Source organism: Curtobacterium sp. 320 (genome assembly GCF_031455235.1).
In the GTDB taxonomy this organism is placed as follows: Bacteria; Actinomycetota; Actinomycetes; order Actinomycetales; family Microbacteriaceae; genus Curtobacterium.
This window is the reverse complement of sequence record NZ_JAVDSI010000001.1, coordinates 450,765-472,407: the sequence shown is the minus strand read 5'-3', so window position 1 is coordinate 472,407 and position 21,643 is coordinate 450,765. Positions and strand designations below refer to the sequence as shown.

The following is a 21,643-nucleotide window of genomic DNA, read 5'->3' as shown; positions in this document are numbered from 1 at the left end:
TGTCGGGTGCTGCTGTGTGTGCGGTGCCGCTCCGGCCGGTCAGGCCAGGGTCGACGCCGCGGGGTCCCAGCCCTCGGGGAGGGTCGGGGAGGGTGCGACGGTGCTCTCCACGAGCACCGCCTCACCACGTTCGGCTGCCTCGGCGATGGAGACCATCACGTCGAGGACGTGGAAGGCGAGGGCACCGGGGACCCGGTTCTCCGCTCCTGCGCGGAGCGAGCGGGCCAGGTCGACCACGCCGGTGCCGCGCGAGTAGGTGGACCCCACGGCGGGGATCGTCTCGGGTTCCTCGGAACCGAGTGCGTACAGCTCGGTGTCGCCGTCGAAGTTGTTCGGGTCGGGGAACACGACCGTGCCGGTCTCGCCCGCGATCTCGACGAAGCCGGTGCGGCCGCGGTCGGACTCGAACGAGAAGACGCTCTGCGCGCTGCCACCGTTCTCGAACTCGATGAGGGCCGAGTGGTTCGTCGGGACCTCGACCGGGAACTCGGTGCCCGCCTTCGGGCCGGAGCCGATGGTGCGGGTCGCGCGGGACTTCGACGCGGTCGCGGTGACCTTCTTCACCGGGCCGAACGCCTGCACGAGGGTCGTGATGTAGTACGGGCCGATGTCGAACAGCGGGCCGGCGCCGTACGCGAAGAGGAACTCGGGGCTCGGGTGCCACGACTCCGGGCCGGGGCTCTGGAAGAGCGTCAGGCCGTTGAGCGGGGTGCCGATGCGACCGTCGCGGATGGTGCGCAGCGCGGTCTGGAGCCCGGCACCGAGGAACGTGTCCGGGGCGACGCTGACGGTCTTGCCGGCGGCACGGGCGGCGTCGCGCAGTTCGGCGGCGCTCGCACGGTCGAGGGCGTAGGGCTTCTCGCCCCAGACGTGCTTGCCGGCGGCGAGGGCCTGCAGGGCGACCTCGACGTGGGCGGCCGGGATCGTCAGGTTGACGACGATCTCGATGTCGTCGTTCGCGAGGAGCTCCTCGACCGTGCCGGATCCGGCGACGCCCCACTTCTCCGCCTGGGCCGCTGCGCGGGGCAGGTCGATGTCGGCGATGAAGTGGACCGTCACGTCGGGGAAGACCGTGAGGTTCGAGAGGTACTGGTCCGAGATGACCCCGGCTCCGATGACGCCGACGCCGACCGGGCCGGTGCGGGTGGTCTCGGTGGCGTCGACCTGCGTGTCGGTCGCGGTGGTGGTGTCGGTCATGCGCGGGCCCCCTCGAGGAACGTGTAGGAGTCGGTGACGGCCTGGAAGACGTCGCCCTCGTGGTCGTCGAGCTCGACGACGTGCAGCGCGTCCGGCGCCGCGGCGATGATCTCGCGGATCGGCATGACACCGTTGCCCACGGCGACCTGCTTCTTGTCGTCGTGCGAACCGTCGCCGTCCTTGACGTGCAGGAACTGGACCTTGTCGCCGTACTTGTCGATGATCGCCACCGGGTCGTCGCCGCCGACCTTCACCCAGTAGGTGTCGAGTTCGAGCACGACGTCGTCGGACAGCGCGTCGGCGAAGACCTCGTAGGCGGAGACGCCGTCGATGCGGTTCGAGAACTCGAACGCGTGGTTGTGGTAGCCGAGAGTGAGACCGTGGTCCGCGGCACGGGGAGCGAGGGCGCTCAGCTCGCGGGCGATGGCCTCGACGTCCTCGCGGGTGGTCCAGCGGGCCTCGTCGATGTGCGGGTCGATGAGGGTCGTGAGGCCGACGGTGACGCTCGCGTGGAAGATCTGCTCGAGGTCCTGCTCGCCGGCGTCGAGGAGCCGGGCGTGGCCGCTCGGGCTCTGCAGTCCGGCCGCGGCGAGGGCATCGCGCAGCGCCTCGGCGCGGTCGACGAAGCCGAAGGCCTCGACGTTCGTGTAGCCGATGTCGGCGATGCGCTGCAGTGTGCCGGGCAGATCGGCAGCGAGGGCGTCGCGGACTGTGTAGAGCTGGACCGAGAGCGGTTGGGTCACCAGGGGTTCTCCTCGTCGAGATGGTGTGGTCGACGTCGACCGAGCGTCACACTATGACCACTTTTGTCGGCGGTCAAGCAGAAGTTCGTGGTTCTTCGACGAACTTCGTTGCGTGGCGCGTTCGATGTGTGCTTCACTCCCCCACATGGTCGACTTGAACCGGACGGCAGCGTCGCCTCCGGTCGGGACGAGCGAGCTCTTCCAGATCCTCCGCGACGGCGTGCCGCGGACCCGGGCCGAGCTCGCCAGCCTGACGGGACTCGCGCGCTCCACGATCGGCGTGCGCCTCGATGCCCTCATCGAGGTCGGGCTCGTCGGACCCGTGGACACCGCGGCGTCCACGGGCGGACGCCCGCCCGCGCAGGTGGCGCTCATGCCCCGCGCACGCCTGGTCATCGCCGCCGACCTCGGGGCCTCGCACGGCCGCGTCGCCGTCACCGACCTCGTCGCCGAGCCGCTCGCCACCCGCGAGGCACGCATCGACATCGCTGCCGGCCCGGTCCCCACCCTGACGTGGCTCGTCGAGACGATCGACGCGCTCCTCGACGAGGTCGGCCGCGCCCGGGAGGACGTCATCGCGATCGGCATCGGCGTCCCGGGGCCGGTCGAGTTCTCCACCGGACGCCCCGCGAACCCGCCGATCATGCCGGGTTGGGACGGCTTCGACGTGCCCGGATGGCTGCGCGCGCACATCGCCGCCCACGTCCTGCTCGACAACGACGTGAACATCGCGGCCCTCGGGGAGCGCGAGCACGGCTGGCCCGGCGTCGACCACCTGCTCTTCGTCAAGGTCGCCACCGGCATCGGCTCCGGGATCGTCTCGGACGGCGAGCTCCAGCGCGGCGCGCAGGGCACCGCGGGTGACATCGGTCACGTCCGGGTCTCGAGCGCCGGCGACGTGCCGTGCCACTGCGGGAACACCGGGTGCCTCGAGGCCGTCGCCTCCGGTCCGGCCATCGCCCGACGTCTCCGCGCGAAGGGGCACGACGTGCACTCCAGCGCGGACGTCCTCGAACTCGTCAACCGGTCGGACCTCGACGCCATCCAGGCGGTGCGCCAGGCCGGACGTGACATCGGCGAGGTCCTCGCCACGTGCGTCTCGCTCATGAACCCGTCGGTCATCGCGCTCGGCGGATCGATCACCCAGGCCGGGGAGCACCTCCTCGCCGGGGTCCGCGAGGTCGTCTACTCCCGCTCCATGCCCCTCGCCACGGAACACCTGGTGATCGCGCAGTCGCGGGCCGGGTCGCTCGCGGCGCTCCAGGGAGCGGCGGCGCTCGCCATCGGGTACGCGCTCTCCCCCGCGGGGGTCGACGAGCTGGTGACGTTCGCCGAGGGGCGCCAGCTGGTCTCCTGACCGGTGCGTCGCGTCCGTGCGTCCGCCGGTGCGTCCGCCGGTGCGTCGCGTCCGTGGGTCCGCCGGTGCGTCGGTTTCGTCTCGTCGGTGCTCGGGGAGAGAATCGACGGGTGACGATCGTGCAGCCCACCCTGTGGGGCGACCTGGAACCCGGCCTGGAGGCGCAACCCGCCCCCGGCACGCCGGTGTCGGGCGCATCCGTGGCCGGCTCCACGGCATCGGGCCCCGTCGCGCACGACGCGTTCACCGCGCTCCGCGGGCACACCGAGCGCATCGTCGCGCACTCCTCCGACCGCGTCGCTTGGCTCCGCGCCCGCGCCATGGGCATCACCGCCACCGACGTCGCCCGGCTCGCCTCGCTGCGCGCCGTCGACGCGGTCGTCACCGACAAGCGGTACGGCTCGCGGTTCTCCGGCAACTCGTTCACGGAGCACGGCAAGGAACGCGAACCGGTCATCGCTGCCTGGGTCGCCGCGACGCACGGCATCCAGCCGTCCGCGCACCTGTTCCACGCCGCAACCAACCGCGCCCACCTCGCGACCCCGGACGGCGTCGGCGTCGACGGTTCGTCACGGGTCGTCCTCGCCGAGATCAAGACCACCGGCAAGGGGTGGCGGAGCATCCCCCGGCACTACCTCCGCCAGATCTGGTGGCAGCAGTACGTGCTCGGTGCCGACCGCACCCTGTTCGTCTGGGAACGCCACGACGGCTTCGTGCCCGTCGCCGACGAGCCCGAGTGCCGATGGGTCGACCGCGACGACGACCAGATCCGCGGGCTGATCCAGCTCGCCGACCTCGTGCTCGACCGGCTGCGCGACTTCCGGCGCTAGACCTTCACGATCCGCAGGCGACTCATCCCGATGACGAGCACGCCGAGCAGGACGATCGACACCGCCACCCCGAGGCAGTACAGCGCCACGACGCCGTAGCCCAGGTCGGGGTTCAGGAACGGGTACGGCACCCATCCGTCCGTCGCGCCGCGGACCAGCACCACGATCGTCCAGACGGCCGGGTAGATGAGGAACCACCACACGTGGCGGAGCAGGAGCTTCGACCGGTCGGAGAACAGCAGCCAGTCCAGCACCGCGTACGCGGGGAGGACCTTGTGCAGGATGTCGTTCGACCACTGCACGTTCGCCGACACGTCGACCCCGGTGAGCAGGGTGTTGTAGACGATCCCCGTCGTCGCGATGTACACCGTCGCCGCGCCGCGGAACAGACTCACGCGCAGGTCCCCGCGCTTCCGGCGAGCCGCCGCGACGAGGGTCACGGCGAAGGCCAACGCGATGATGATGTTCGACTGGATCGTGAAGTAGCCGAAGAAGTTCCACGGGTTGTAGCTCGGGAGCTTCGAGCTGACCAGCCACTGCCCGACGATGGCGGCCACGACGGCGATGACCGCGAGCAGCCGGAGCGAGTTCACGAGGGTGCGCACCACGCCACGTTACCGGGAACGCGGAAGGACCCGCACCGGGAGCGGTGCGGGTCCTTCCGAGACTGATCAGTGGATCAGATGCTGTTGACGTCGAGCGGGATGCCCGGGCCGAAGGTCGTCGAGACGGCGCCCTTCATGATGTAGCGGCCCTTCGAGGCGCTCGGCTTGAGGCGGTTGATCTCCTCGAGCGCGGTCGAGATGTTCTCGTCGAGCTGCTCCGGCGTGAACGAGGCCTTGCCGACGACGAAGTGCACGTTGGCGTGCTTGTCGACACGGAACTCGATCTTGCCGCCCTTGATGTCGTTGACGGCCTGCGCCACGTTCGGGGTCACGGTGCCGGTCTTCGGGTTCGGCATGAGGCCACGCGGGCCGAGCACCTTACCGAGACGACCGACCTTGCCCATGAGCTCCGGCGTCGCGACGGCGGAGTCGAAGGCGGTGTAGCCCTCGGCGACCTTCGCGATGAGCTCGTCGCCACCGACCTCGTCGGCGCCGGCGGCGATGGCGGCCTCAGCCGCTGCGCCGACCGCGAAGACGATGACGCGGGCGGTCTTGCCCGTGCCGTGCGGCAGGATGACCGTGCCACGGACCATCTGGTCCGCCTTGCGCGGGTCGACACCGAGCTTGAGCGCGACCTCGACGGTGGAGTCGGTCTTGGTGGAACCGGTCTCCTTCGCGAGGGCGACTGCCTCGGTGGGGGTGTAGAACTTGTCGGCCTCGATCTTCGCGGCCGCGGCCTGGTAGGCCTTGGACTTCTTCGCCATGGTGTTCTCCTTGGGAGCTACGTGGTTGACGAGCCGGCGCGGCTCTCCCACGGAAGGGTGTTCGGTTGTGTGCCTGAGCAGGTGGGGCTTACGCCTCGACCGTGATGCCCATCGAGCGAGCGGTGCCGGCGATGATCTTCGCGGCCTGCTCGATGTCGTTGGCGTTCAGGTCGGCCTGCTTGGTCTCGGCGATCTGACGGACCTGGTCCATCGAGATCTTCGCGACCTTGACCGTGTGCGGGGTCGCGGAACCCTTCTGCACACCCGCGGCCTTCTTGATCAGCTCTGCCGCCGGCGGGGTCTTGAGGACGAACGTGAACGAACGGTCCTCGTAGACGGTGATCTCGACCGGCACGACGTTGCCACGCTGCGACTCGGTCGCCGCGTTGTACGCCTTGCAGAACTCCATGATGTTGACGCCGTGCTGACCGAGCGCCGGACCGATCGGCGGGGCCGGGTTGGCGGCGCCCGCGTTGATCTGCAGCTTGATCAGGCCCGTGACCTTCTTCTTCGGTGCCATGACTTGTCTTCCTCCTGGAATCGAACGCACGGGGATCCGTGCACTCTCCCGCTGGCCCGGCCGTTCCGGACCGCGGTGAAGCCCCGCACGCACGAAGCGTGCGGGGCCAAACTCGTTGAGTCTACCCGATGATCGGGTTGGACTACAGCTTGGTGACCTGGTCGAAGCTGAGCTCGACCGGGGTCTCGCGCTCGAACAGCGAGACGAGGACCGTGAGCTTGCCGCTCTCCGGCTTGATCTCGGAGATCGACCCCGGGAGACCCGCGAACGAACCTTCCTTGATGGTGATCGTCTCGCCGATCTCGAAGTCGACCTCGGCCGCCGGCTGGGACTGTGCGCCGCCGGAGCCCTTCGCGCCGCCCTTGGTCGGAGCGGCCTCGGCCACCTGGACCAGGGACTTCAGCATGCCGAACGCCTCGTCGAAGCGGAGCGGCGTCGGGTTGTGGGCGTTGCCGACGAAGCCGGTGACACCCGGGGTGTGCCGGACGACGGACCACGAGTCCTCGTTGAGGTCCATGCGGACGAGCACGTACGAGGGGATCCGGACGCGGGTGACCAGCTTGCGCTGCCCGTTCTTGATCTCGACGACGTCCTCCATCGGGACCTCGACCTGGTAGATGTAGTCCTCCATCGACATCGAGACCATGCGGTTCTCGATGTTCGACTTCACGCGGCGCTCGAAGCCCGCGTAGGAGTGGATGACGTACCACTTGCCCGGCTTCATCCGCAGCTCAGCCTTGAAGGCCTCGTACGGGTCGACCTCGGCCTCTTCTTCGGCTTCTTCAGCGTCGAGGGCCTCGTCGGCGGCGAGGGTCGCGTTGGCCTCGGCCGCGGTCTCCTCTTCCAGCTCGACCTCTTCTTCGTCCTCGACTGCCTCGACGGCGGCCTCGGCCTCGTCGGCGGTGTCGATCTCGAGCGCGTCGTCCACGACGGCGTCGGCCTCGGGGTCGCGCGACTCGGCCAGCGCGGTGAGCGCCTCGTCGATGCCGGCGTCGACGGTGCCGTCGTCGGGCTCGTCGCTCAGGCCGAGGGACTCGTCGTTGTCGTCCTCGATCTCGATGGCTCGCTCTTCGGCGGACTCGGCCGAACGCTCCTCGCCGGTCTCGACGTCGCCTTCCTGGTTCTCCTCGACTTCGGAGGACTGCTCGGCAGCCGTGGCGAGGTCGATGTCGTCGCGGGAGTTGTCAGACACTGTCGAATCTTTCCGTTCGGTGATGCGGATCGGGTTGGCGGGCGGATCGGTTCACGACCGGCGCCGTCTCGGGCGACCGTACTCCTGTCCGCGAGCGGTCAGGACAGCCGGCGTCCGGCTCAGGCCGTCGGCCCGTTGCCGAACACGTACCCGACGCCGAGTCCGAACACGAAGTCGAGGACCGACACCAGGATCATCATCACGACGACGAAGACCAGGACGACGCCCGTGTAGCTGAAGAGCTCCTTGCGGGTCGGCGTGACCACCTTGCGGAGCTCGCCGAGGACCTGACGGATGAAGAGCACGATGGCAGCGAACGGACCACGGCGCTCGGCCCGGTCCTGCTTCGCCTTGGCGACGACGTCATCCGCCGTCGTCTCCATGTCTTTGCTCGCCAACTTCTACCCTTCCAGATGTGCAGGGCGGACAGGACTCGAACCTGCAACCTGCGGTTTTGGAGACCGCTGCTCTACCAATTGAGCCACCGCCCTTCGGACACGGTTCGTCACCGATCCGTGTTCCGGTGGTCGAGTGTACGGGAGTCCGTCACACGGTGTCCACTTGACGGATGCTCCGGCGTGCCGCGCCGGTAGGCTGGGCCCCGTGAGCACCGAAGCCCCAGGCCCCGAGTCCACCGCCCACCCCGCTGCCGCGACCACCGATCGGCCGCGCATCGCGTCCCGCATCGCCGCGATCGCCGAGTCCGCGACGCTCAAGGTCGATGCGAAGGCCAAGGCGCTCAAGGCCGCCGGCCGCCCGGTCGTCTCGTTCGCCGCGGGCGAGCCGGACTTCGCCACGCCGCAGCACGTCGTCGACGCCGCCGTGCAGGCAGCGCAGGACCCGAAGAACCACCGGTACACGCCCGCGACCGGCCTGCCCGAGCTCAAGCAGGCGATCGCCGAGAAGACCGCCCGCGAGTCCGGCATCACCGTCGACCCCGCCCGGGTGATCGTCACGAACGGCGGCAAGCAGGCCGTCTACCAGGCGTTCCAGACGATCGTGGACGACGGCGACGAGGTCCTCCTGCCGGCGCCGTACTGGACCACCTACCCCGAGGCCATCCGGCTCGCCGGGGGCGTCCCCGTCGACGTCTTCGCCGGCAGCGACCAGGACTACCTCGTCACGGTCGACCAGCTCGAGGCAGCCCGCACCCCGAAGACCAAGGCACTGCTGTTCTGCTCGCCGTCGAACCCGACCGGCTCGGTGTACACCGCCGAGCAGACGAAGGCCATCGGCGAGTGGGCGCTCGAGCACGGCATCTGGGTCATCAGCGACGAGATCTACCAGGACCTCGTGTACGACGGCGTGCGGTTCACCGGCATCCTCGAGGCGGTCCCGGCCCTCGCCGACACGACGATCCTCGTCAACGGTGTCGCGAAGACGTACGCGATGACCGGGTGGCGTGTCGGGTGGTTCATCGGCCCGTCCGACGCGGTCAAGGCGGCGTCGAACCTCCAGTCGCACCTGTCGAGCAACGTGTCGAACGTGTCGCAGCGCGCCGCGATCGCCGCGCTGACCGGACCGCAGGAACCCGTCACGGCCATGCGCGAGGCCTTCGACCGCCGTCGTCAGGCGATCGTCGCGGGACTGAACGCGATCCCGGGCTTCGTCACGCCGACCCCGCACGGCGCCTTCTACGTCTACCCGGACGTCACGGCGCTCCTCGGCCGGGAGTGGGCCGGCTCGACTCCGACCACGACGCTCGAACTCGCCGACCTCATCCTCGAGCACGCCGAGGTCGCAGTCGTCCCCGGTGAGGCGTTCGGCCCCTCCGGCTACCTCCGCCTGTCGTACGCGCTCGGTGACGACGACATCGCCGAGGGCGTTGCGCGGCTCGCGAAGTTCTTCGCGTAGTCACCCGTTGACGCAGAACGGCCCACCTCGTCGAGGTGGGCCGTTCCGCGTTGCGGGCCAGGAGGCGCGGCTCGGCTCAGGCGAGCAGGTCGCCCACCACGACGGGTTCCGGCACGAGCGAGACACCGAAGCGGTTCAGGACGGTCACCTGGACGTAGCGGGCGAGTTCGGCCACCTGGGCGGCGGTCGCTCCCCCGCGGTTCGTCAGCGCGAGCGTGTGCTTCGACGAGATCGCGGCGCGGGACCCGGGGACGGCGTACCCGCGGTGGACGCCGGCGTGCTCGATGAGCCACGCGGCGCTGAGCTTGACGTCGTCGCCCGCCGGCCAGCGCGGCGCCTCGGCCGGCAGGGTCTCGGCGAAGGCGGCGGACACGATCGGGTTCGTGAAGAACGACCCCGCGCTCCACGTGTCGTGGTCGTTCGCGTCGAGGACCATCCCCTTCGACCCTCGGAGCCGCAGGACCTCGGACCGCACCGTCGCCGGCTCGACGGACGCCCCGAGCTCGACACCGAGCGACCCGGCGAGCTGGGCGTAGCGGACCGGCACCCCGGCGCCGCGGACGGTGCCGAGCCGGAACTCGACCGTCAGCACGGCACCGCGCCGTCCGTGCTTGAGGGTCGAGGTGCGGTAGCCGAGCGCCAGCTCGGCCGCTGGTACCCACGCGCGCTCCCCCGTCGACGCGTCGAGGAACTCGATCCGGGTGAGCACGTCGGACAGCTCGACCCCGTAGGCGCCGATGTTCTGCACGGGGGCGGCGCCGACCGTGCCCGGGATGCCGCTCAGCGCCTCCAGGCCCGTCCAACCGTTCTCGACCGTCGTGGCGACGAACGCGTCCCACGGCTCGCCGGCCGCGACGCGGACGGTGACGCCGTCGTCGTCCGCGTCGTGCTCGATGCCCGTCGTGCGCACGAGCACGACGGTGCCGTCGAAGCCGTCGTCGGCGACGAGCAGGTTGCTGCCGCCACCGAGGACCAGCCACTCGTCGTCGTCCCACGCCGACGTCACGTGCGCGACGAGCTCATCGGTGGTCGACGCCGTGAGCAGCCGCGCCGCGGGACCACCGACGCGCAGCGTCGTGAGGTCGGCGAGCACCGACTCCGTCACGGTCAGCGGAACGCCACCGTGACCTGCGCCTTGCCGAGCACGGTCTGCCCGGCGGCGGTCACGGTGAGGTCGATGCGCTGCGGACGGCCGTCGTCGTCGACGGTGCCGACCTTGGCGACGACGCCGACGGTGGCGCCCTGCTCCGGGTCGACGACCACGGGGCGGGTGAACCGGACGCCGTAGCGGACCACCCAGCCGCGGTCGCCGAGCCACTCGGAGACCGGCTGCACAGCGAGTCCCATCGTGAGCATGCCGTGCGCCAGGACACCGGGCAGCCCGACGGAGGCGGCGACGTCGTCGCGGTAGTGGATCGGGTTGAAGTCGCCGGACGCGCCGGCGTAGCGGACGAGCGAGTCGCGGGTGAGGTGGACCTCGCGCTCGGCGACGACGGTGCCGACCTCGAGCGCGGTCACGGGTGCGGTGGTCATGCGTCGTCTCCTCGGACCACGAGGGTGGATGTCGCCGTGACGACGTGCTCCCCCGCGGCGTCGTTCATCGTGCTCTCGGCGGTGACCATGGCGTTGCCGCCGAGGGTCTTCACGCTCGTCACGGTCAGGGTCGCGGTGAGCTCGTCCCCGGCGACGATCGGGCGCTCGTAGGCGAAGGCCTGCTCGCCGTGGACCACACGGGAGAAGTCGATGCCGGCGTCGGGCTCGGCGAGGAGCTGGGCGAGCGTGGCCTCTTGCACGACGACCGCGAAGGTCGGCGGGGCGACGACGTCGTCGTAGCCGGCGGCGCGGGCGGCCTCGGGCTCGTGGTGGATCGGGTTCGTCGCGAACACGGCGCGGGAGAACTCGCGCACCTTCTCACGACCGACCAGGTAGGGCTGGGCCGGCGGGAACGTCCTGCCGACGAGCTCGGGGTTCACAGACACGTCCGGCAGTCTAGCGACGCCCGCTCGGGGGCCTGTGTCCATGAGTATGCATCGGCTATGCTGACCCGACGCGGTTCGGGGGAACCGACACCGATCTCCGGGGATGGGGAGGAACGATGGACCACACGACCGAGTTCGCCGTGCACACGGGCGACCGCTGCACCGCGATGGAGGCCGCCGGCGCCGCACTGCAGCGGGCGGGGCACCACGTCGAGTCGACGGGCGGGACGCTCACCGCGACGACCGGCAACCGAGTGCTCACGATCCTGCTCGGCGCGCTCGTGCACCCGTCGCGGGAGTTCCGGCGGTACGAGCTCTCGACGACCGTCACGGGGACGTCGACCACGATCACACTGCGGCACTCCGGGCACGGCACCGCGGTGTCGGGCGGGGAGATCGGTGCGAAGCGGCGGCACGATGCTTGGCGCAGCACGGCCGCGGTGATCGAGCGGGCGCTCCGTCAGGCGGGCGTGCTCAGCGCGCGGTAGCGCCGCGCGGGCGGCGCGGGCTGCGCGGGGGCGGGCGCGGGCGCGGGACGCGCCGCGGGACGCGCCGCGGGCCGGGCGGGCCGGGCCGCCGGGCCGGCGGGCGCCTGCGGCCGGGCGCGGGCGCGTCGCCGGGCGCGGGCGCTGGCCGCACAACGCAAGTCGCTGCGAACCGCGTCTTCGCACGGTTCGGCGGGACTTGCGTTGTGCGCACGCACCCGGCGCTGCCGGCGCCCGGCGCTGCCGGCGCCCGGCGCTGCCGGCGCCCGGCGCGCGGCGCGCGGCGGCCGGGAACGAACCACGGAAACGACACGGAACCAGGTCCTGGGGCCGGTTCGACGTCGGGAACGTGGTTCGACGCAGCCCGCGGACCGCGACGGCGAGCGGTCACCCGCGCCGGCACGCGCGCCGCACAACGCAAGGCACGGCGAACCGCGCACTCCCCAGGTTCGGGGCGACTTGCGTTGTGCGCAGGCACCCGACGCCGCGGGCGGGGCGGGCCGGCGCCGCGGCGCACCCCGCCACGCGCGGGCGGGGCGGCGCGTGCGCGGGCGCAGGGACGAACCACGGGAACGACACGGAACCAGGTCGCGGGCCCGGTTCGACGTCGGGAACGTGGTTCGACGCCGCAGCCCACACCGAGGCACCGACGCCGACGCGCCGACGCACACGCAAGACGCGCGCACGACACCGCCCGAGAACGACGAAAGCCCGGCGAACGGATCGCCGGGCTTGCGGTAGCGAGGGCGGGACTTGAACCCGCGACCCCACGATTATGAGTCGTGTGCTCTAACCAACTGAGCTACCCCGCCAAGGATCCGGCACGACTACCGCACCGGGTCGGAGCCCCGAGTCAGGATTGAACTGACGACCCCTTCCTTACCATGGAAGTGCTCTACCACTGAGCTATCGGGGCATGTGCCGCTCGGCGGCACCACACGAGGATAGCAGACCCGCGACGGTGGTCAGGAACCGGCCGTGACGCCCGGGCGTGCCGCGTGGAACCGCTAGTTCGCGTTGGCCTCGAGCCACGCCAGCGGGTCCACCGGGACACCGTCGACGTGCACCTCGAGGTGCAGGTGCGGACCGGTCGAGTTGCCGGTGCTGCCGACCAGACCGAGCTCGTCGCCGACCTCGACCTGCTGGCCCTTGACGACCTTGAAGGAGTTGTCCTCCATGTGGCCGTAGACGCTGACGAACTGCTTGCCGTCGACGTCGTGCTCGACCCAGACGTCGTTGCCGAAGCCGCCGTCGTTCGCCTGCACCTTGAGGACGGTGCCGGCGGCGATGACCCGGATCGGCGTGCCCTCACCCGGAGCGAAGTCGACGCCCATGTGGTTCGTCGAGCAGAAGGAGCATCCCTCGACCTGGCGTCCGCCGAACCCGGAGGTGATCGGCACACCGGTCAGGAACGGCCACTGGATCGTGCCGTTCGGGTCGTTCGTGAAGCTCGAGGAGTCGACGTTCTTGTACTGCGTCGCCGAGGACACCGAGTACTGGTCGCGGTTCGTCTCGGCGTCGGTCGCGCCGGCACCGACGCTGAGGGACTGCGTGTCACCCGAGGCCGTCGCCCGCGCCGACGTCGAGCCGGGCTCGGGGGTGTACAGCGCCTGTGCGGGCAGCGAGGTCGACACGACGAGCCCCGCGACGAACAGCAGCGCGCCGACGGCCGTCACCCGCGAGGCCGCCCGACGGAACGACGCACCCTGCGACCCCCGCGCGGCACGCGGCGCGACCGCGGCGACCGGAGTCGCTGCAGCGGGAGCCGTGCGAGCGATGTGGCGCGTGGCCCGGTCGGCCTGCACGGGGGCGGTGACGGCACGCCCGGTCCGACGGGACGCCGGCACCTGCCCGAGGACACGGCGCACGGACGGCGCGGCCGACGTGGGGGCCGTGACCGCCGGGGCAGCAGCGACGACCGGCGACGAGGGCGCCGGCGGCGTCACGGGCGATGCGGTCGCCGCGGGCATCGCGGGCGAGGCCGGCGCGAGGTCGATGGGCGACACGGGTGCGGCCGGGGTCGCGGGTGTCCCCGGGCTCACCAGGTCGTCGAAGGTCGCGCCACCGAGGGCGGGCTGGGAGGCGCGGCTCGGCTCCGCCACGGCCGTCGCGTGCTCGACGCGCTCCGGCGCTCCCCCGGAGGACGCCGTCGCCGCCGCGCGTTCCGCCTCGATGCGGGCCCGTCGGGTCAGGTGGACGACCGGTGCGGGAGCGTCCGCGGAGCCGTCGGTGTGCACGGGCGTGAGGGGAGCGTGGGGCATGTGTTCGGCGTGGATCCTGATCGGGGCGAGACGCGCTCGTTGGTAACGAGCAGATAACGGGACCCGAGCACGCTAGCAGGAGCGTCCGGGAGACGCCAGTCCTCGGGATGTCCTCACCCGGCGAGCACAGACTCCTCGAGGCGCCGCAGCAGGTCCGCGAGCTCGTCCGCGACCGCGGGTGCGGCGAAGAGGAACGACCGCGTGCCGCCGGCCTCCCAGATCCGGGTCTCGGCGCCGGCCTCACGGGCGACGATCGACCCGGCGGCCATGTCCCACGGGTTGATCCCGCGCTCGTAGTAGGCGTCCACGGTGCCGACCCCCACCGCGCAGCAGTCCAGCGAGGCCGCTCCCCCACGGCGGATGTCGCGGACCTCACCGATGAGTCCGGTGAGCACCGCGACCTGCTGCCGGCGGCGCTCGGCGGTGTACCCGAAGCCGGTGGCGACGAGCGTCTCGGCGAGCGAGGCCGGCGTCCCGACGTGCAGCGGCACCCCGTCGCGCGTGGCACCCTCGCCGGCGGCCGCGCGGAACACGACGCCGGTCGCGGGCTGGACGACCACGCCGGCGATCGGCTCCCACGAGGTCGGGTCGGCCGGGCCGCGCACCACGCCGATGCTCACGCCGTACTCGGCGCTGCCGTAGAGGTAGTTGACCGTGCCGTCGATCGGGTCGACCACCCACGTGATGCCCGAGGTCCCCGCGCCGGTGCCGGACTCCTCACCGAAGAACGCGTCGTCCGGCCGGGCCTCGGCGATCCGGGCCCGGACGAGTGCCTCGACCTCGCGGTCGGCAGCCGTGACCACGTCGACGATGCTCGACTTCCGGTCGGCGACCTCGACCCCCTCGACCCGTCGGCGTGCGGCGAGCGCTGCTGCCTCTCGGGCGATGGACTCGGCGAGGTCGGCGAACTGGACGGCGGTGAGGTCGGAGGGCATGCGTCCATCCTCGCGGAAACGGAACGGCCCCGTCCGATGAGGACGGGGCCGTTCCGATGGTGGCAAGTGAGGGATTCGAACCCCCGAAGGCTACGCCGGCTGATTTACAGTCAGATCCCTTTGGCCGCTTGGGTAACTTGCCATGTGCGCACCCGGCTCGTGTAGTCACCAACCGAAGGCGCGCATGAAAGCATAGCCGATCCGAGACGGTGCTCGTGACCACCGTGGGCCGATCCACGGGTGCCGAACCGCGCCTCCCGTCCGCCGTTAGGCTGTCCCGCATGGCAGACAGTTCCTTCGACGTGGTCAGCAAGGTCGACAAGATGGAGGCGGAGAACGCCCTCAACCAGGCCGCCAAGGAGATCGAGCAGCGGTACGACTTCAAGGGCGCCGACGCATCGATCGCGTTCAGCGGTGAGGACGTCCTCATCAAGGCGAACTCGGAAGAGCGCGCGAAGGCCGTCCTCGACGTCCTGCAGAGCAAGGCGATCAAGCGGAACATCAGCCTCAAGAGCCTCGACGCGGGCGACCCGTACCCGTCGGGCAAGGAGTACCGCATCGAGGTGAAGTTCAAGAACGGCATCGAGCAGGACGTGGCGAAGAAGATCGGCGCGTTCCTCCGGGCCAACGCCCCGAAGACCGTGAAGAACCAGATCCAGGGCGACGAACTGCGCGTCTCCTCGAAGAGCCGCGACGACCTGCAGAACACGATCCAGCTCCTCAAGGGTGAAGAGTTCGACGTGCCGCTGCAGTTCATCAACTTCCGCTGACGCGCCGCCCGCCGCTGTGGAGCACTGGCTCACCGTCGCGATCACGGTCTTCCTGGTCCTGCTGGACCTGGCGATCCGCGTCTTCTCGATCATCTACGTCCCGATCAACCGGAAGCCGCAGACCGCGACGGCCTGGCTGCTGGCGATCTTCCTCATCCCCTACATCGGGTTCATCGTCTTCCTCGTCATCGGGTCGACGAAGCTCCCGCACGCCCGGCGTGAGAAGCAGACCGAGATCAACGCGTACATCCTCGAGCAGACCGAGGGGATCGAGCGCGTCCGTCGCGACCACCCGTGGCCGGCGTGGCTGGACAGCATCACCCGCCTGAACCGCGAACTCGGCGCCATGCCCCTGGTGGGCGGCAACTCCGCGGAGCTCTACCCCGACTACGACGAGTCGATCGCCGAGATGACCCGCGCGATCGACGGCTCGCGGCGGTTCGTGCACGTCGAGTTCTACATCGCGACCCTCGACGACACCACGCGGCCGTTCTTCGAGGCGCTCGCCCGCGCCCAGGCCCGCGGGGTCACCGTCCGGGTCCTGCTCGACCACTGGGCGAGCCGCGGCTACCCGGGCTACAAGGACACCCTCGCGTTCATGGACCGCGCGGGCATCGAGTGGCACCTCATGCTCCCGCTGCTGCCGCTGCAGGGGAAGTTCCAGCGCCCGGACCTCCGCAACCACCGGAAGATCGTGGTCATCGACGGGTCGATCGCGTTCACCGGGTCGCAGAACCTCATCGACAAGTCCTACGACCTGAAGTCCCACATCGACAAGGGCATGCAGTACAAGGACCTCTTCGCACGGTTCGAGGGTCCCGTCGTCGCCGGCCTCAACGCCCTGTTCGTGACCGACTGGTACAGCGAGACCGACGAGCTGCTCCTCCGCGAGAGCGACCCCGTCCAGCGGGCCGACCGCGGTGACGCACTGGACTGCCAGGTCGTCCCGTCCGGCCCCGGGTTCGACGGCGAGAACAACCTGCGCCTCTTCAACGCCCTGCTCTACTCGGCCCAGCAGAAGGTGTCGATCACCTCGCCGTACTTCGTCCCCGACGACTCCATGCTCTACGCCATCACGACCACGGCGCAGCGCGGGGTCGAGGTCGAGCTGTTCGTCGGCGAGATGGGCGACCACGCGATGACGTGGCACGCGCAGCGCTCCTACTACGAGGGGCTGCTCCGGGCCGGCGTGAAGATCTGGCTGTACCGGGCGCCGACGATCCTGCACGCGAAGCACTTCACGATCGACGACGACGTGGCGGTGATCGGGTCGAGCAACATGGACATGCGGTCGTTCAGCCTCAACCTCGAGGTCTCCGTGATGGTCCGCGGCAGCCGCTTCGTCGATGCGCTGCGCGAGGTCCAGGACGCCTACAAGGAGCACAGCTTCGAGTTGACGCTCGACGCGTGGGTGGAGCGGCCGCGTCGATCGCAGGTGCTCGACAACGTCGCGCGGCTCACGGCGGCGCTGCAGTAGCGGCCGGCCCAGGAGGCGCGGGTCGCGACCGGCGGGCAGGTGCGGGCGGCGGGTGGTCGCGCGGGCGCGGGTGCGCGACGGCGGTGCCGCGCGCGCGGGTGCGCGGGCACGGGTGCGCGTGCGCGGGTGCGCGGCGGCGGCGGTCAGCGCGGGTCCGGCACCAGGCGGGTGAGCCGGGCCGTCACGCGCTCGAGCGGTCCCCGCCCGAGGAACCGCCGCCAGAGCATCGCGAACGCGATCGACCCCAGCGCGAACCAGCCCCACGCGGCCGCCGAGTCCGGGTACGTCGGCAGCGCCGCGAGCACGACGAGGTGCCCCGCGTAGACCGTGAGCGGCATCGACCCCACGGCGGCCAACGGGTACCCGATGCGTCGGACGACCTCGCCCCGCCCGTCGAACACCAGCGTGCAGAGCGCGATGACGGCGACGGCCACCCCCGCGGTCCCCACGACGTCGACGATCGACGAGGAGTGGTCCCGCGGCGACAGGAACAGCTGCGCGGTGGCCTCGACGGCGGTGCTCCCCTCGCCCGCGTTCGGCACGCCGGGGAACGCGAACCCGGCGTCGGCGGGCACCGGCGCGACGGCGTTGCCGACGAGGTAGGCGAGGGCGGCGACCACCGCGCCGGACGAGAGGAGGACCACCTGGGTGCGCCGCGCCTCCAGTCCGACACGGGCGACCGCGAGACCGACCAGCACGTACGCCAGGAAGGTGACCACGGGGTAGACGAGGCCGAGCTGGACCTCCCACATGCCGGCGTCCGCGTAGAGCGGGACGATGCCGAGGGCGACGACGGGCGACAGCACGGCGCACGCCGCAGCGAGGACCAGCAGCCAGCGCGCACGGACCCGGAGCACCGGGATCGCCAGCAGGAACAGCACGCCGTACGTCGGGAGGATGACGTAGACCGGGGTCTGCAGCGCCATGAGCAGCAAGCCGACCGCGACCACGACGAGCGCGCGGATCGCGAGCCGGCCACGGACCCGGCCGATCCGCGGCGGGCCGGGCGGCGACCTCCGGCCGCTCGTCAGACCGATCGAGACGCCGGCGAGCACCGCGAAGAGCGACGACGACCGGCCGTGGGCGACGGCGGCCCAGGTGCCGGGATCGGACCAGTCGACCTGGTCGGCGATGCCCCCGACGTGGGTCGCCATCATGCCGAGCAACGCCAGCGCACGGGCGACGTCGACGCCCTCGAGCCGGACCCCGGAGACGGACACGCCCCGCAGCGCGGTGGGCGGTGCGGGGCGTGCGGTCGTCATGGCGTTCGCGGGCTGCCGGTCAGCTCGTCGCCGAGCCCGTGCGGGCGTCGACCCGGCCGAGGGACACGTCGACCATGTCCTCGCGCGGGACGACCTTGATGCGCTCGCGGCCCTCGGCCTCGCCGAGGGCGAGCTCGTGGGTGTCGAGGTTGTGCCAACCGTCGAGGTCGGTGTACTCGACCCCGCGCTCGGCGAGCAGGGCCGGGATCGCCCCCTCGGACGGGTCGGCCGGGGTCCACCAGCTCGCCTGGTCGTTCACGATGTGCTGGACGGTCTCCATCGCGTCGGACTTGGTGTGGCCGATGAGCCCGACGGGGCCGCGCTTGATCCAGCCCGTCGCGTAGACGCCCGGGATCTGCTGGTTGTCGTCGTCGAGGACCTGGCCCTCGTGGTTCGGGATGACGCCGTGGCGCTCGTCGAACGGGACGCCGGGCAACGGCGAGCCGAAGTACCCGACCGCGCGGTAGGCGGCCTGGATCGGGATCTCGCGGACCTCGCCCGTGCCCTCGACGCCGCCCTGGCCGTTCGGCCGCGTGCGCTCGTACCGGATGGCGGTGAGCTTGCCGTCCTCGCCGACGAACTCGAGGGGCTTCGCGTAGAAGTGCAGGTGCAGTCGGCGGCTCGCCTGGCCGGTCTCACGGGTGCGCCACTGCTCGAGGACGCGGTTCATCACCATGACCTGCTTGTTCGTGGCGATGGCGGTCTTCGAGGCCTCGTCGTGGTCGAAGTCCTCGTCGTAGACGATCATGTCGACGTCGCGGAGCTCGCCGAGCTCGCGGAGCTCGAGCGGGGTGAACTTCACCTGCGCCGGGCCGCGGCGGCCGAACACGTGCACGTCGGTGACCGGGGACGCCTTGAGCCCCTCGTACACGTTCGCGGGGATCTCGGTCGGCAGCAGGTCGTCGGCGTGCTTCGCGAGGATGCGCGAGACGTCGAGGGCGACGTTGCCGTTGCCGATCACCGCGACGCTCTCGGCCTCGAGCGGCCACGTGCGCGGGACGTCGGGGTGGCCGTCGAACCAGCTGACGAACTCGGCGGCGCCGTACGACCCGTCGAGCTCGACACCGGGGACGTCGAGGTCGGCGTCCTTGATCGCACCCGTCGAGAACACGACCGCGTGGTAGTGCTGCCGGAGGTCGTCGAGGGTGATGTCCTCGCCGAAGCGGACGTTGCCGAACAGCCGCACGACACCGCGGTCGAGCACGTCGCGCAGCGCGTTGACGATGCCCTTGATGCGCGGGTGGTCCGGGGCGACGCCGTAGCGGACCAGGCCGTAGGGGGCGGGCAGCTGCTCGAACAGGTCGATCGACACGTCGTGGCCGTGGGCCTCGCGCAGCAGGATGTCGGCGGCGTAGATGCCGGCGGGGCCTGCGCCGACGATGGCGACTCGGAGGGTGGGCACTGATCGTCTCCAGTTCGTTCGGGTGGGGTGCTCCCGAGGGGGTTCGAGGGGCGGGACCGTCGGTCTCCGCGGCGGTCCGGCGCTAGCGGCTGCGTTCGACGACGGACTCGGCGAAGCGGACGAGTGCCCGCTTGACGGTGCCGTCCGGCAGGGGTGCGAGGGCGTCGACGGCGTCCGTCGCCCAGCGGACCGCGACGGCACGGGTCGCGGCGGTCGCCTCGTGCTCGCGCAGGGCGGCCACGGCGGACTGGTACGGCGCCGAGTCGACGACGTCGTCCGGTGCGGCGTTCACGTCGCGCTCGATGCGCCCGAGCAGGTCCACCGCGTCGGGGGCACCGGTCGCGGCGAGGCGCTTGAGCTGCAGCAGCGGCAGGGTGTCGACGCCGGCGCGCAGGTCGTTGCCGGCGATCTTGCCGGTCTTGGCCTTCGCGGGGGCGAGGTCGATCACGTCGTCGACGAGCTGGAAGGCCACGCCGACCTTCTCGCCGAACGTGCCGACGGCGTCGAGGTACGTGCGGTCGGCGCCCGAGAACATCACGCCGGCACGGGCAGCCGTCGCGATGAGCGAGCCGGTCTTGTCGCTGAGCACCTGGATGTAGTGCTCGACCGGGTCGTCCTCGGGCTGGGGGCCCGTCGTCTCGTGGAGCTGCCCCATGCAGAGCCGCTGGAAGGTCTCCGCCTGCATCCGGATGCCCTCGGTGCCGAGGTCGGCCGTGATGAGGCTGGCACGCGCGAACAGCAGGTCGCCGGTGAGGATCGCCACGTTGTTGCCGTAGGTCACGTGGGCCGCGGGGACACCGCGTCGGACGGGCGCTTCGTCCATCACGTCGTCGTGGTAGAGCGACGCCAGGTGGGTCGTCTCGATGCTCACGGCGGCCTTCACGACCGCATCGGTCACCCCGTCACCGAGCTGCGCGATGAGGAGCGTGAGCGTCGGCCGGATCCGCTTGCCCCCGGCCGACAGCAGGTACCGGCTCGTCGTGTCGGCGAGGGTGTCGGTGGAGCGCATGGCTTCCTCGAGCCCCTGCTCGACGAGCTCGAGGCCGTCGTCGACCGCGGCGATGAACCGGCGTTCCGCGGGCGTGGCGAACAGTCGCTCGCCGATGCCCAGCGATGCGCGGAGACTCGGTGCGCGACGTGCGACCGGGACGCTCGGATTCAAGTGCTGCTCCGTGTTCGGGGGTGGAGGGACCGGTCAGGCGTCGGTGGGGTCGACGCTCGGCTGCTCACCGGTGTGCTGGTGCTCGCGACGGGCCTTGGCACGCCGGGCGACGGACTCGCGGACCTCGCCCGCGACGGGCTTGCGACCGCGGTGCAGTGCGACGATACCCGCCGTGAGGTTGCGGTAGGCGACGACCGAGAACCCGACGCCGCGCAGCCACTGGCTGAGGACCTGCTGGTCGGGCCACGCCTCGATCGACTCGGCGAGGTAGCGGTAGGCCGCCGGGTTGCTGCTGGACAGCCGTGCCACGCCCGGGAGCACGCGCTTGAGGTACGTGCCGTACCCGAAGCGGAGCAGGGCGAGCGGCGGCGTGGAGAACTCGCAGATGACGACACGACCGCCGGGCTTGAGGACCCGGAGCATCTCGCCGAGCGCCTGCATCGGGTCGTTCACGTTGCGCAGCCCGAACGAGATCGAGACGGCGTCGAAGGTGTCGTCGTCGAAGGGCAGCTGCTCGGCGTCGCCCTCGACGAAGGTGATCTCGGGGTGGCGTTCCCGGCCGACGGCGATCATGCCCGCGGAGAGGTCGAGCGCCGTGACCTCGGCACCCTTCTTCGCGAAGGCCGCCGCGCTCGTGCCCGTCCCCGCGGCGATGTCCAACACCTTCTCGCCGGGCTGGGGGTCGACCGCGCGGACCGTCGCGACACGCCACAGCGGAGCGTTGCCCGCCGAGAGGATGTCGTTCGTGAGGTCGTACTTCGCGGCGACGTCGTCGAACATGGCCGCCACCTCGTCCGGCCGCTTGTTCAGGTCCGCTCTGCTCACCCACAACATCCTAGAGGTCGTGC

22 protein-coding genes and 4 tRNA genes are annotated in these 21,643 nt (G+C 71.1%); 6 read left to right on the top strand and 20 right to left on the bottom strand.

The window, feature by feature from the left end:
* Positions 1-39: 39 nt before the first annotated feature.
* Together J2X60_RS02365 and J2X60_RS02360 are read right to left on the bottom strand one after the other, a co-directional pair.
* Positions 40-1,197, bottom strand: a complete 1,158-nt coding sequence (locus J2X60_RS02365) for a Gfo/Idh/MocA family oxidoreductase (RefSeq protein WP_309780021.1) — start codon at positions 1,195-1,197, stop codon at positions 40-42.
* Positions 1,194-1,940, bottom strand: a complete 747-nt coding sequence (locus J2X60_RS02360; RefSeq protein ID WP_309780023.1) for a sugar phosphate isomerase/epimerase — start codon at positions 1,938-1,940, stop codon at positions 1,194-1,196. Before J2X60_RS02360 ends, J2X60_RS02365 begins: the two co-directional genes overlap by 4 nt.
* A gap of 145 nt (positions 1,941-2,085) precedes the next feature.
* Here J2X60_RS02360 and J2X60_RS02355 point away from each other — a divergent pair, with 145 nt between their 5' ends.
* Together J2X60_RS02355 and J2X60_RS02350 are read left to right on the top strand one after the other, a co-directional pair.
* The gene (locus J2X60_RS02355; RefSeq protein WP_309780024.1) at positions 2,086-3,297 is read left to right on the top strand and encodes an ROK family protein; all 1,212 of its coding nucleotides are present in this window, start codon (positions 2,086-2,088) and stop codon (positions 3,295-3,297) included.
* Between the two features lie 110 nt (positions 3,298-3,407).
* Positions 3,408-4,127 (top strand): YqaJ viral recombinase family protein, encoded by a 720-nt coding sequence (locus J2X60_RS02350; RefSeq protein ID WP_396127771.1) that lies wholly within the window; start codon positions 3,408-3,410, stop codon positions 4,125-4,127.
* On the opposite strand, the gene J2X60_RS02345 is transcribed toward J2X60_RS02350, so the two are convergent.
* From J2X60_RS02345 to J2X60_RS02320, 6 genes are all read right to left on the bottom strand, one after another.
* Complete coding sequence (locus tag J2X60_RS02345; RefSeq protein WP_156794870.1) at positions 4,124-4,732, bottom strand: Pr6Pr family membrane protein; 609 nt, start codon at positions 4,730-4,732, stop codon at positions 4,124-4,126. The genes J2X60_RS02350 and J2X60_RS02345 overlap by 4 nt on opposite strands.
* 74 nt (positions 4,733-4,806) lie before the next feature.
* Positions 4,807-5,496 (bottom strand): 50S ribosomal protein L1, encoded by a 690-nt coding sequence (gene rplA, locus J2X60_RS02340; protein ID WP_070418374.1) that lies wholly within the window; start codon positions 5,494-5,496, stop codon positions 4,807-4,809.
* Between the two features lie 88 nt (positions 5,497-5,584).
* Positions 5,585-6,016 (bottom strand): 50S ribosomal protein L11, encoded by a 432-nt coding sequence (gene rplK / locus J2X60_RS02335; RefSeq protein ID WP_022906459.1) that lies wholly within the window; start codon positions 6,014-6,016, stop codon positions 5,585-5,587.
* Positions 6,017-6,158: 142 nt separating this feature from the next.
* The gene (gene nusG / locus J2X60_RS02330; protein WP_309886376.1) at positions 6,159-7,208 is read right to left on the bottom strand and encodes a transcription termination/antitermination protein NusG; all 1,050 of its coding nucleotides are present in this window, start codon (positions 7,206-7,208) and stop codon (positions 6,159-6,161) included.
* A gap of 119 nt (positions 7,209-7,327) precedes the next feature.
* A complete protein-coding gene (gene secE, locus J2X60_RS02325) occupies positions 7,328-7,591 on the bottom strand; it encodes a preprotein translocase subunit SecE (protein ID WP_370871658.1) in 264 nt (87 codons plus the stop codon).
* 35 nt (positions 7,592-7,626) lie between these two features.
* Positions 7,627-7,699 (bottom strand) — tRNA-Trp (locus J2X60_RS02320).
* A gap of 181 nt (positions 7,700-7,880) precedes the next feature.
* Between J2X60_RS02320 and J2X60_RS02315 the strand changes: the two genes are divergently transcribed.
* Positions 7,881-9,062 (top strand): pyridoxal phosphate-dependent aminotransferase, encoded by a 1,182-nt coding sequence (locus tag J2X60_RS02315; protein WP_309886482.1) that lies wholly within the window; start codon positions 7,881-7,883, stop codon positions 9,060-9,062.
* Between the two features lie 76 nt (positions 9,063-9,138).
* Here the strand turns inward: J2X60_RS02315 and J2X60_RS02310 are convergent, their stop codons facing one another.
* Genes J2X60_RS02310 through J2X60_RS02300 form a run of 3 tightly spaced genes read right to left on the bottom strand, consistent with a single transcriptional unit; the run spans position 9,139 to position 11,041 of the window.
* A complete protein-coding gene (locus J2X60_RS02310) occupies positions 9,139-10,167 on the bottom strand; it encodes a UDP-N-acetylmuramate dehydrogenase (protein WP_309886375.1) in 1,029 nt (342 codons plus the stop codon).
* A 2-nt stretch (positions 10,168-10,169) separates the two neighbouring features.
* Positions 10,170-10,595 (bottom strand): MaoC/PaaZ C-terminal domain-containing protein, encoded by a 426-nt coding sequence (locus J2X60_RS02305; protein ID WP_309780028.1) that lies wholly within the window; start codon positions 10,593-10,595, stop codon positions 10,170-10,172.
* On the bottom strand, positions 10,592-11,041 hold the full coding sequence (locus tag J2X60_RS02300) for a MaoC family dehydratase N-terminal domain-containing protein (RefSeq protein WP_083295268.1): 450 nt from the start codon (positions 11,039-11,041) through the stop codon (positions 10,592-10,594). Before J2X60_RS02300 ends, J2X60_RS02305 begins: the two co-directional genes overlap by 4 nt.
* Positions 11,042-11,157: 116 nt before the next feature.
* On the opposite strand from J2X60_RS02300, the gene J2X60_RS02295 reads away from it, so the two are divergent.
* Entirely contained in the window at positions 11,158-11,529 is a 372-nt protein-coding gene (locus J2X60_RS02295) for a hypothetical protein (protein WP_309886374.1), read from the top strand.
* A gap of 735 nt (positions 11,530-12,264) precedes the next feature.
* Here the strand turns inward: J2X60_RS02295 and J2X60_RS02290 are convergent.
* The 5 genes from J2X60_RS02290 to J2X60_RS02270 form a co-directional block, all read right to left on the bottom strand.
* Positions 12,265-12,338 (bottom strand) — tRNA-Met (locus J2X60_RS02290).
* A 32-nt stretch (positions 12,339-12,370) separates the two neighbouring features.
* A tRNA-Thr gene (locus J2X60_RS02285) sits at positions 12,371-12,442 on the bottom strand.
* A 91-nt stretch (positions 12,443-12,533) separates the two neighbouring features.
* A complete protein-coding gene (locus tag J2X60_RS02280) occupies positions 12,534-13,787 on the bottom strand; it encodes a M23 family metallopeptidase (RefSeq protein ID WP_309886373.1) in 1,254 nt (417 codons plus the stop codon).
* 113 nt (positions 13,788-13,900) lie between these two features.
* Complete coding sequence (locus tag J2X60_RS02275) at positions 13,901-14,722, bottom strand: inositol monophosphatase family protein (RefSeq protein ID WP_309886372.1); 822 nt, start codon at positions 14,720-14,722, stop codon at positions 13,901-13,903.
* A gap of 57 nt (positions 14,723-14,779) precedes the next feature.
* A tRNA-Tyr gene (locus J2X60_RS02270) sits at positions 14,780-14,864 on the bottom strand.
* A gap of 139 nt (positions 14,865-15,003) precedes the next feature.
* On the opposite strand from J2X60_RS02270, the gene J2X60_RS02265 reads away from it, so the two are divergent.
* Both J2X60_RS02265 and cls read left to right on the top strand, forming a co-directional pair.
* Complete coding sequence (locus tag J2X60_RS02265; protein WP_069712130.1) at positions 15,004-15,492, top strand: YajQ family cyclic di-GMP-binding protein; 489 nt, start codon at positions 15,004-15,006, stop codon at positions 15,490-15,492.
* Between the two features lie 16 nt (positions 15,493-15,508).
* Entirely contained in the window at positions 15,509-16,969 is a 1,461-nt protein-coding gene (gene cls, locus J2X60_RS02260; RefSeq protein ID WP_070418368.1) for a cardiolipin synthase, read from the top strand.
* A gap of 143 nt (positions 16,970-17,112) precedes the next feature.
* Here the strand turns inward: cls and J2X60_RS02255 are convergent, their stop codons facing one another.
* The 4 genes from J2X60_RS02255 to J2X60_RS02240 all read right to left on the bottom strand — a co-directional run bounded on the left by J2X60_RS02255 (position 17,113) and on the right by J2X60_RS02240 (position 21,620).
* On the bottom strand, positions 17,113-18,231 hold the full coding sequence (locus J2X60_RS02255; protein WP_309886371.1) for a heparan-alpha-glucosaminide N-acetyltransferase domain-containing protein: 1,119 nt from the start codon (positions 18,229-18,231) through the stop codon (positions 17,113-17,115).
* 19 nt (positions 18,232-18,250) lie between these two features.
* A complete protein-coding gene (locus J2X60_RS02250; protein ID WP_309886370.1) occupies positions 18,251-19,633 on the bottom strand; it encodes an FAD-dependent oxidoreductase in 1,383 nt (460 codons plus the stop codon).
* 82 nt (positions 19,634-19,715) lie between these two features.
* The gene (locus J2X60_RS02245) at positions 19,716-20,795 is read right to left on the bottom strand and encodes a polyprenyl synthetase family protein (protein ID WP_070418365.1); all 1,080 of its coding nucleotides are present in this window, start codon (positions 20,793-20,795) and stop codon (positions 19,716-19,718) included.
* A 33-nt stretch (positions 20,796-20,828) separates the two neighbouring features.
* Positions 20,829-21,620: a demethylmenaquinone methyltransferase gene (locus J2X60_RS02240; RefSeq protein WP_070419487.1), complete on the bottom strand. Its 792-nt coding sequence runs from the start codon at positions 21,618-21,620 to the stop codon at positions 20,829-20,831.
* Positions 21,621-21,643: the final 23 nt, after the last annotated feature.

Excerpts from the sequence above, each read along its gene's own strand:
- J2X60_RS02365 (WP_309780021.1), bottom strand. The coding sequence starts at position 1,197 with ATGACCGACACCACCACCGCGACCGACACGCAGGTCGACGCCACCGAG.
- J2X60_RS02355 (WP_309780024.1), top strand. The coding sequence starts at position 2,086 with ATGGTCGACTTGAACCGGACGGCAGCGTCGCCTCCGGTCGGGACGAGC.
- rplA (WP_070418374.1), bottom strand. The coding sequence starts at position 5,496 with ATGGCGAAGAAGTCCAAGGCCTACCAGGCCGCGGCCGCGAAGATCGAG.
- rplK (WP_022906459.1), bottom strand. The coding sequence starts at position 6,016 with ATGGCACCGAAGAAGAAGGTCACGGGCCTGATCAAGCTGCAGATCAAC.
- secE (WP_370871658.1), bottom strand. The coding sequence starts at position 7,591 with ATGGAGACGACGGCGGATGACGTCGTCGCCAAGGCGAAGCAGGACCGG.
- J2X60_RS02305 (WP_309780028.1), bottom strand. The coding sequence starts at position 10,595 with ATGACCACCGCACCCGTGACCGCGCTCGAGGTCGGCACCGTCGTCGCC.
- J2X60_RS02295 (WP_309886374.1), top strand. The coding sequence starts at position 11,158 with ATGGACCACACGACCGAGTTCGCCGTGCACACGGGCGACCGCTGCACC.
- J2X60_RS02280 (WP_309886373.1), bottom strand. The coding sequence starts at position 13,787 with ATGCCCCACGCTCCCCTCACGCCCGTGCACACCGACGGCTCCGCGGAC.
- J2X60_RS02275 (WP_309886372.1), bottom strand. The coding sequence starts at position 14,722 with ATGCCCTCCGACCTCACCGCCGTCCAGTTCGCCGACCTCGCCGAGTCC.
- J2X60_RS02265 (WP_069712130.1), top strand. The coding sequence starts at position 15,004 with ATGGCAGACAGTTCCTTCGACGTGGTCAGCAAGGTCGACAAGATGGAG.
- J2X60_RS02255 (WP_309886371.1), bottom strand. The coding sequence starts at position 18,231 with ATGACGACCGCACGCCCCGCACCGCCCACCGCGCTGCGGGGCGTGTCC.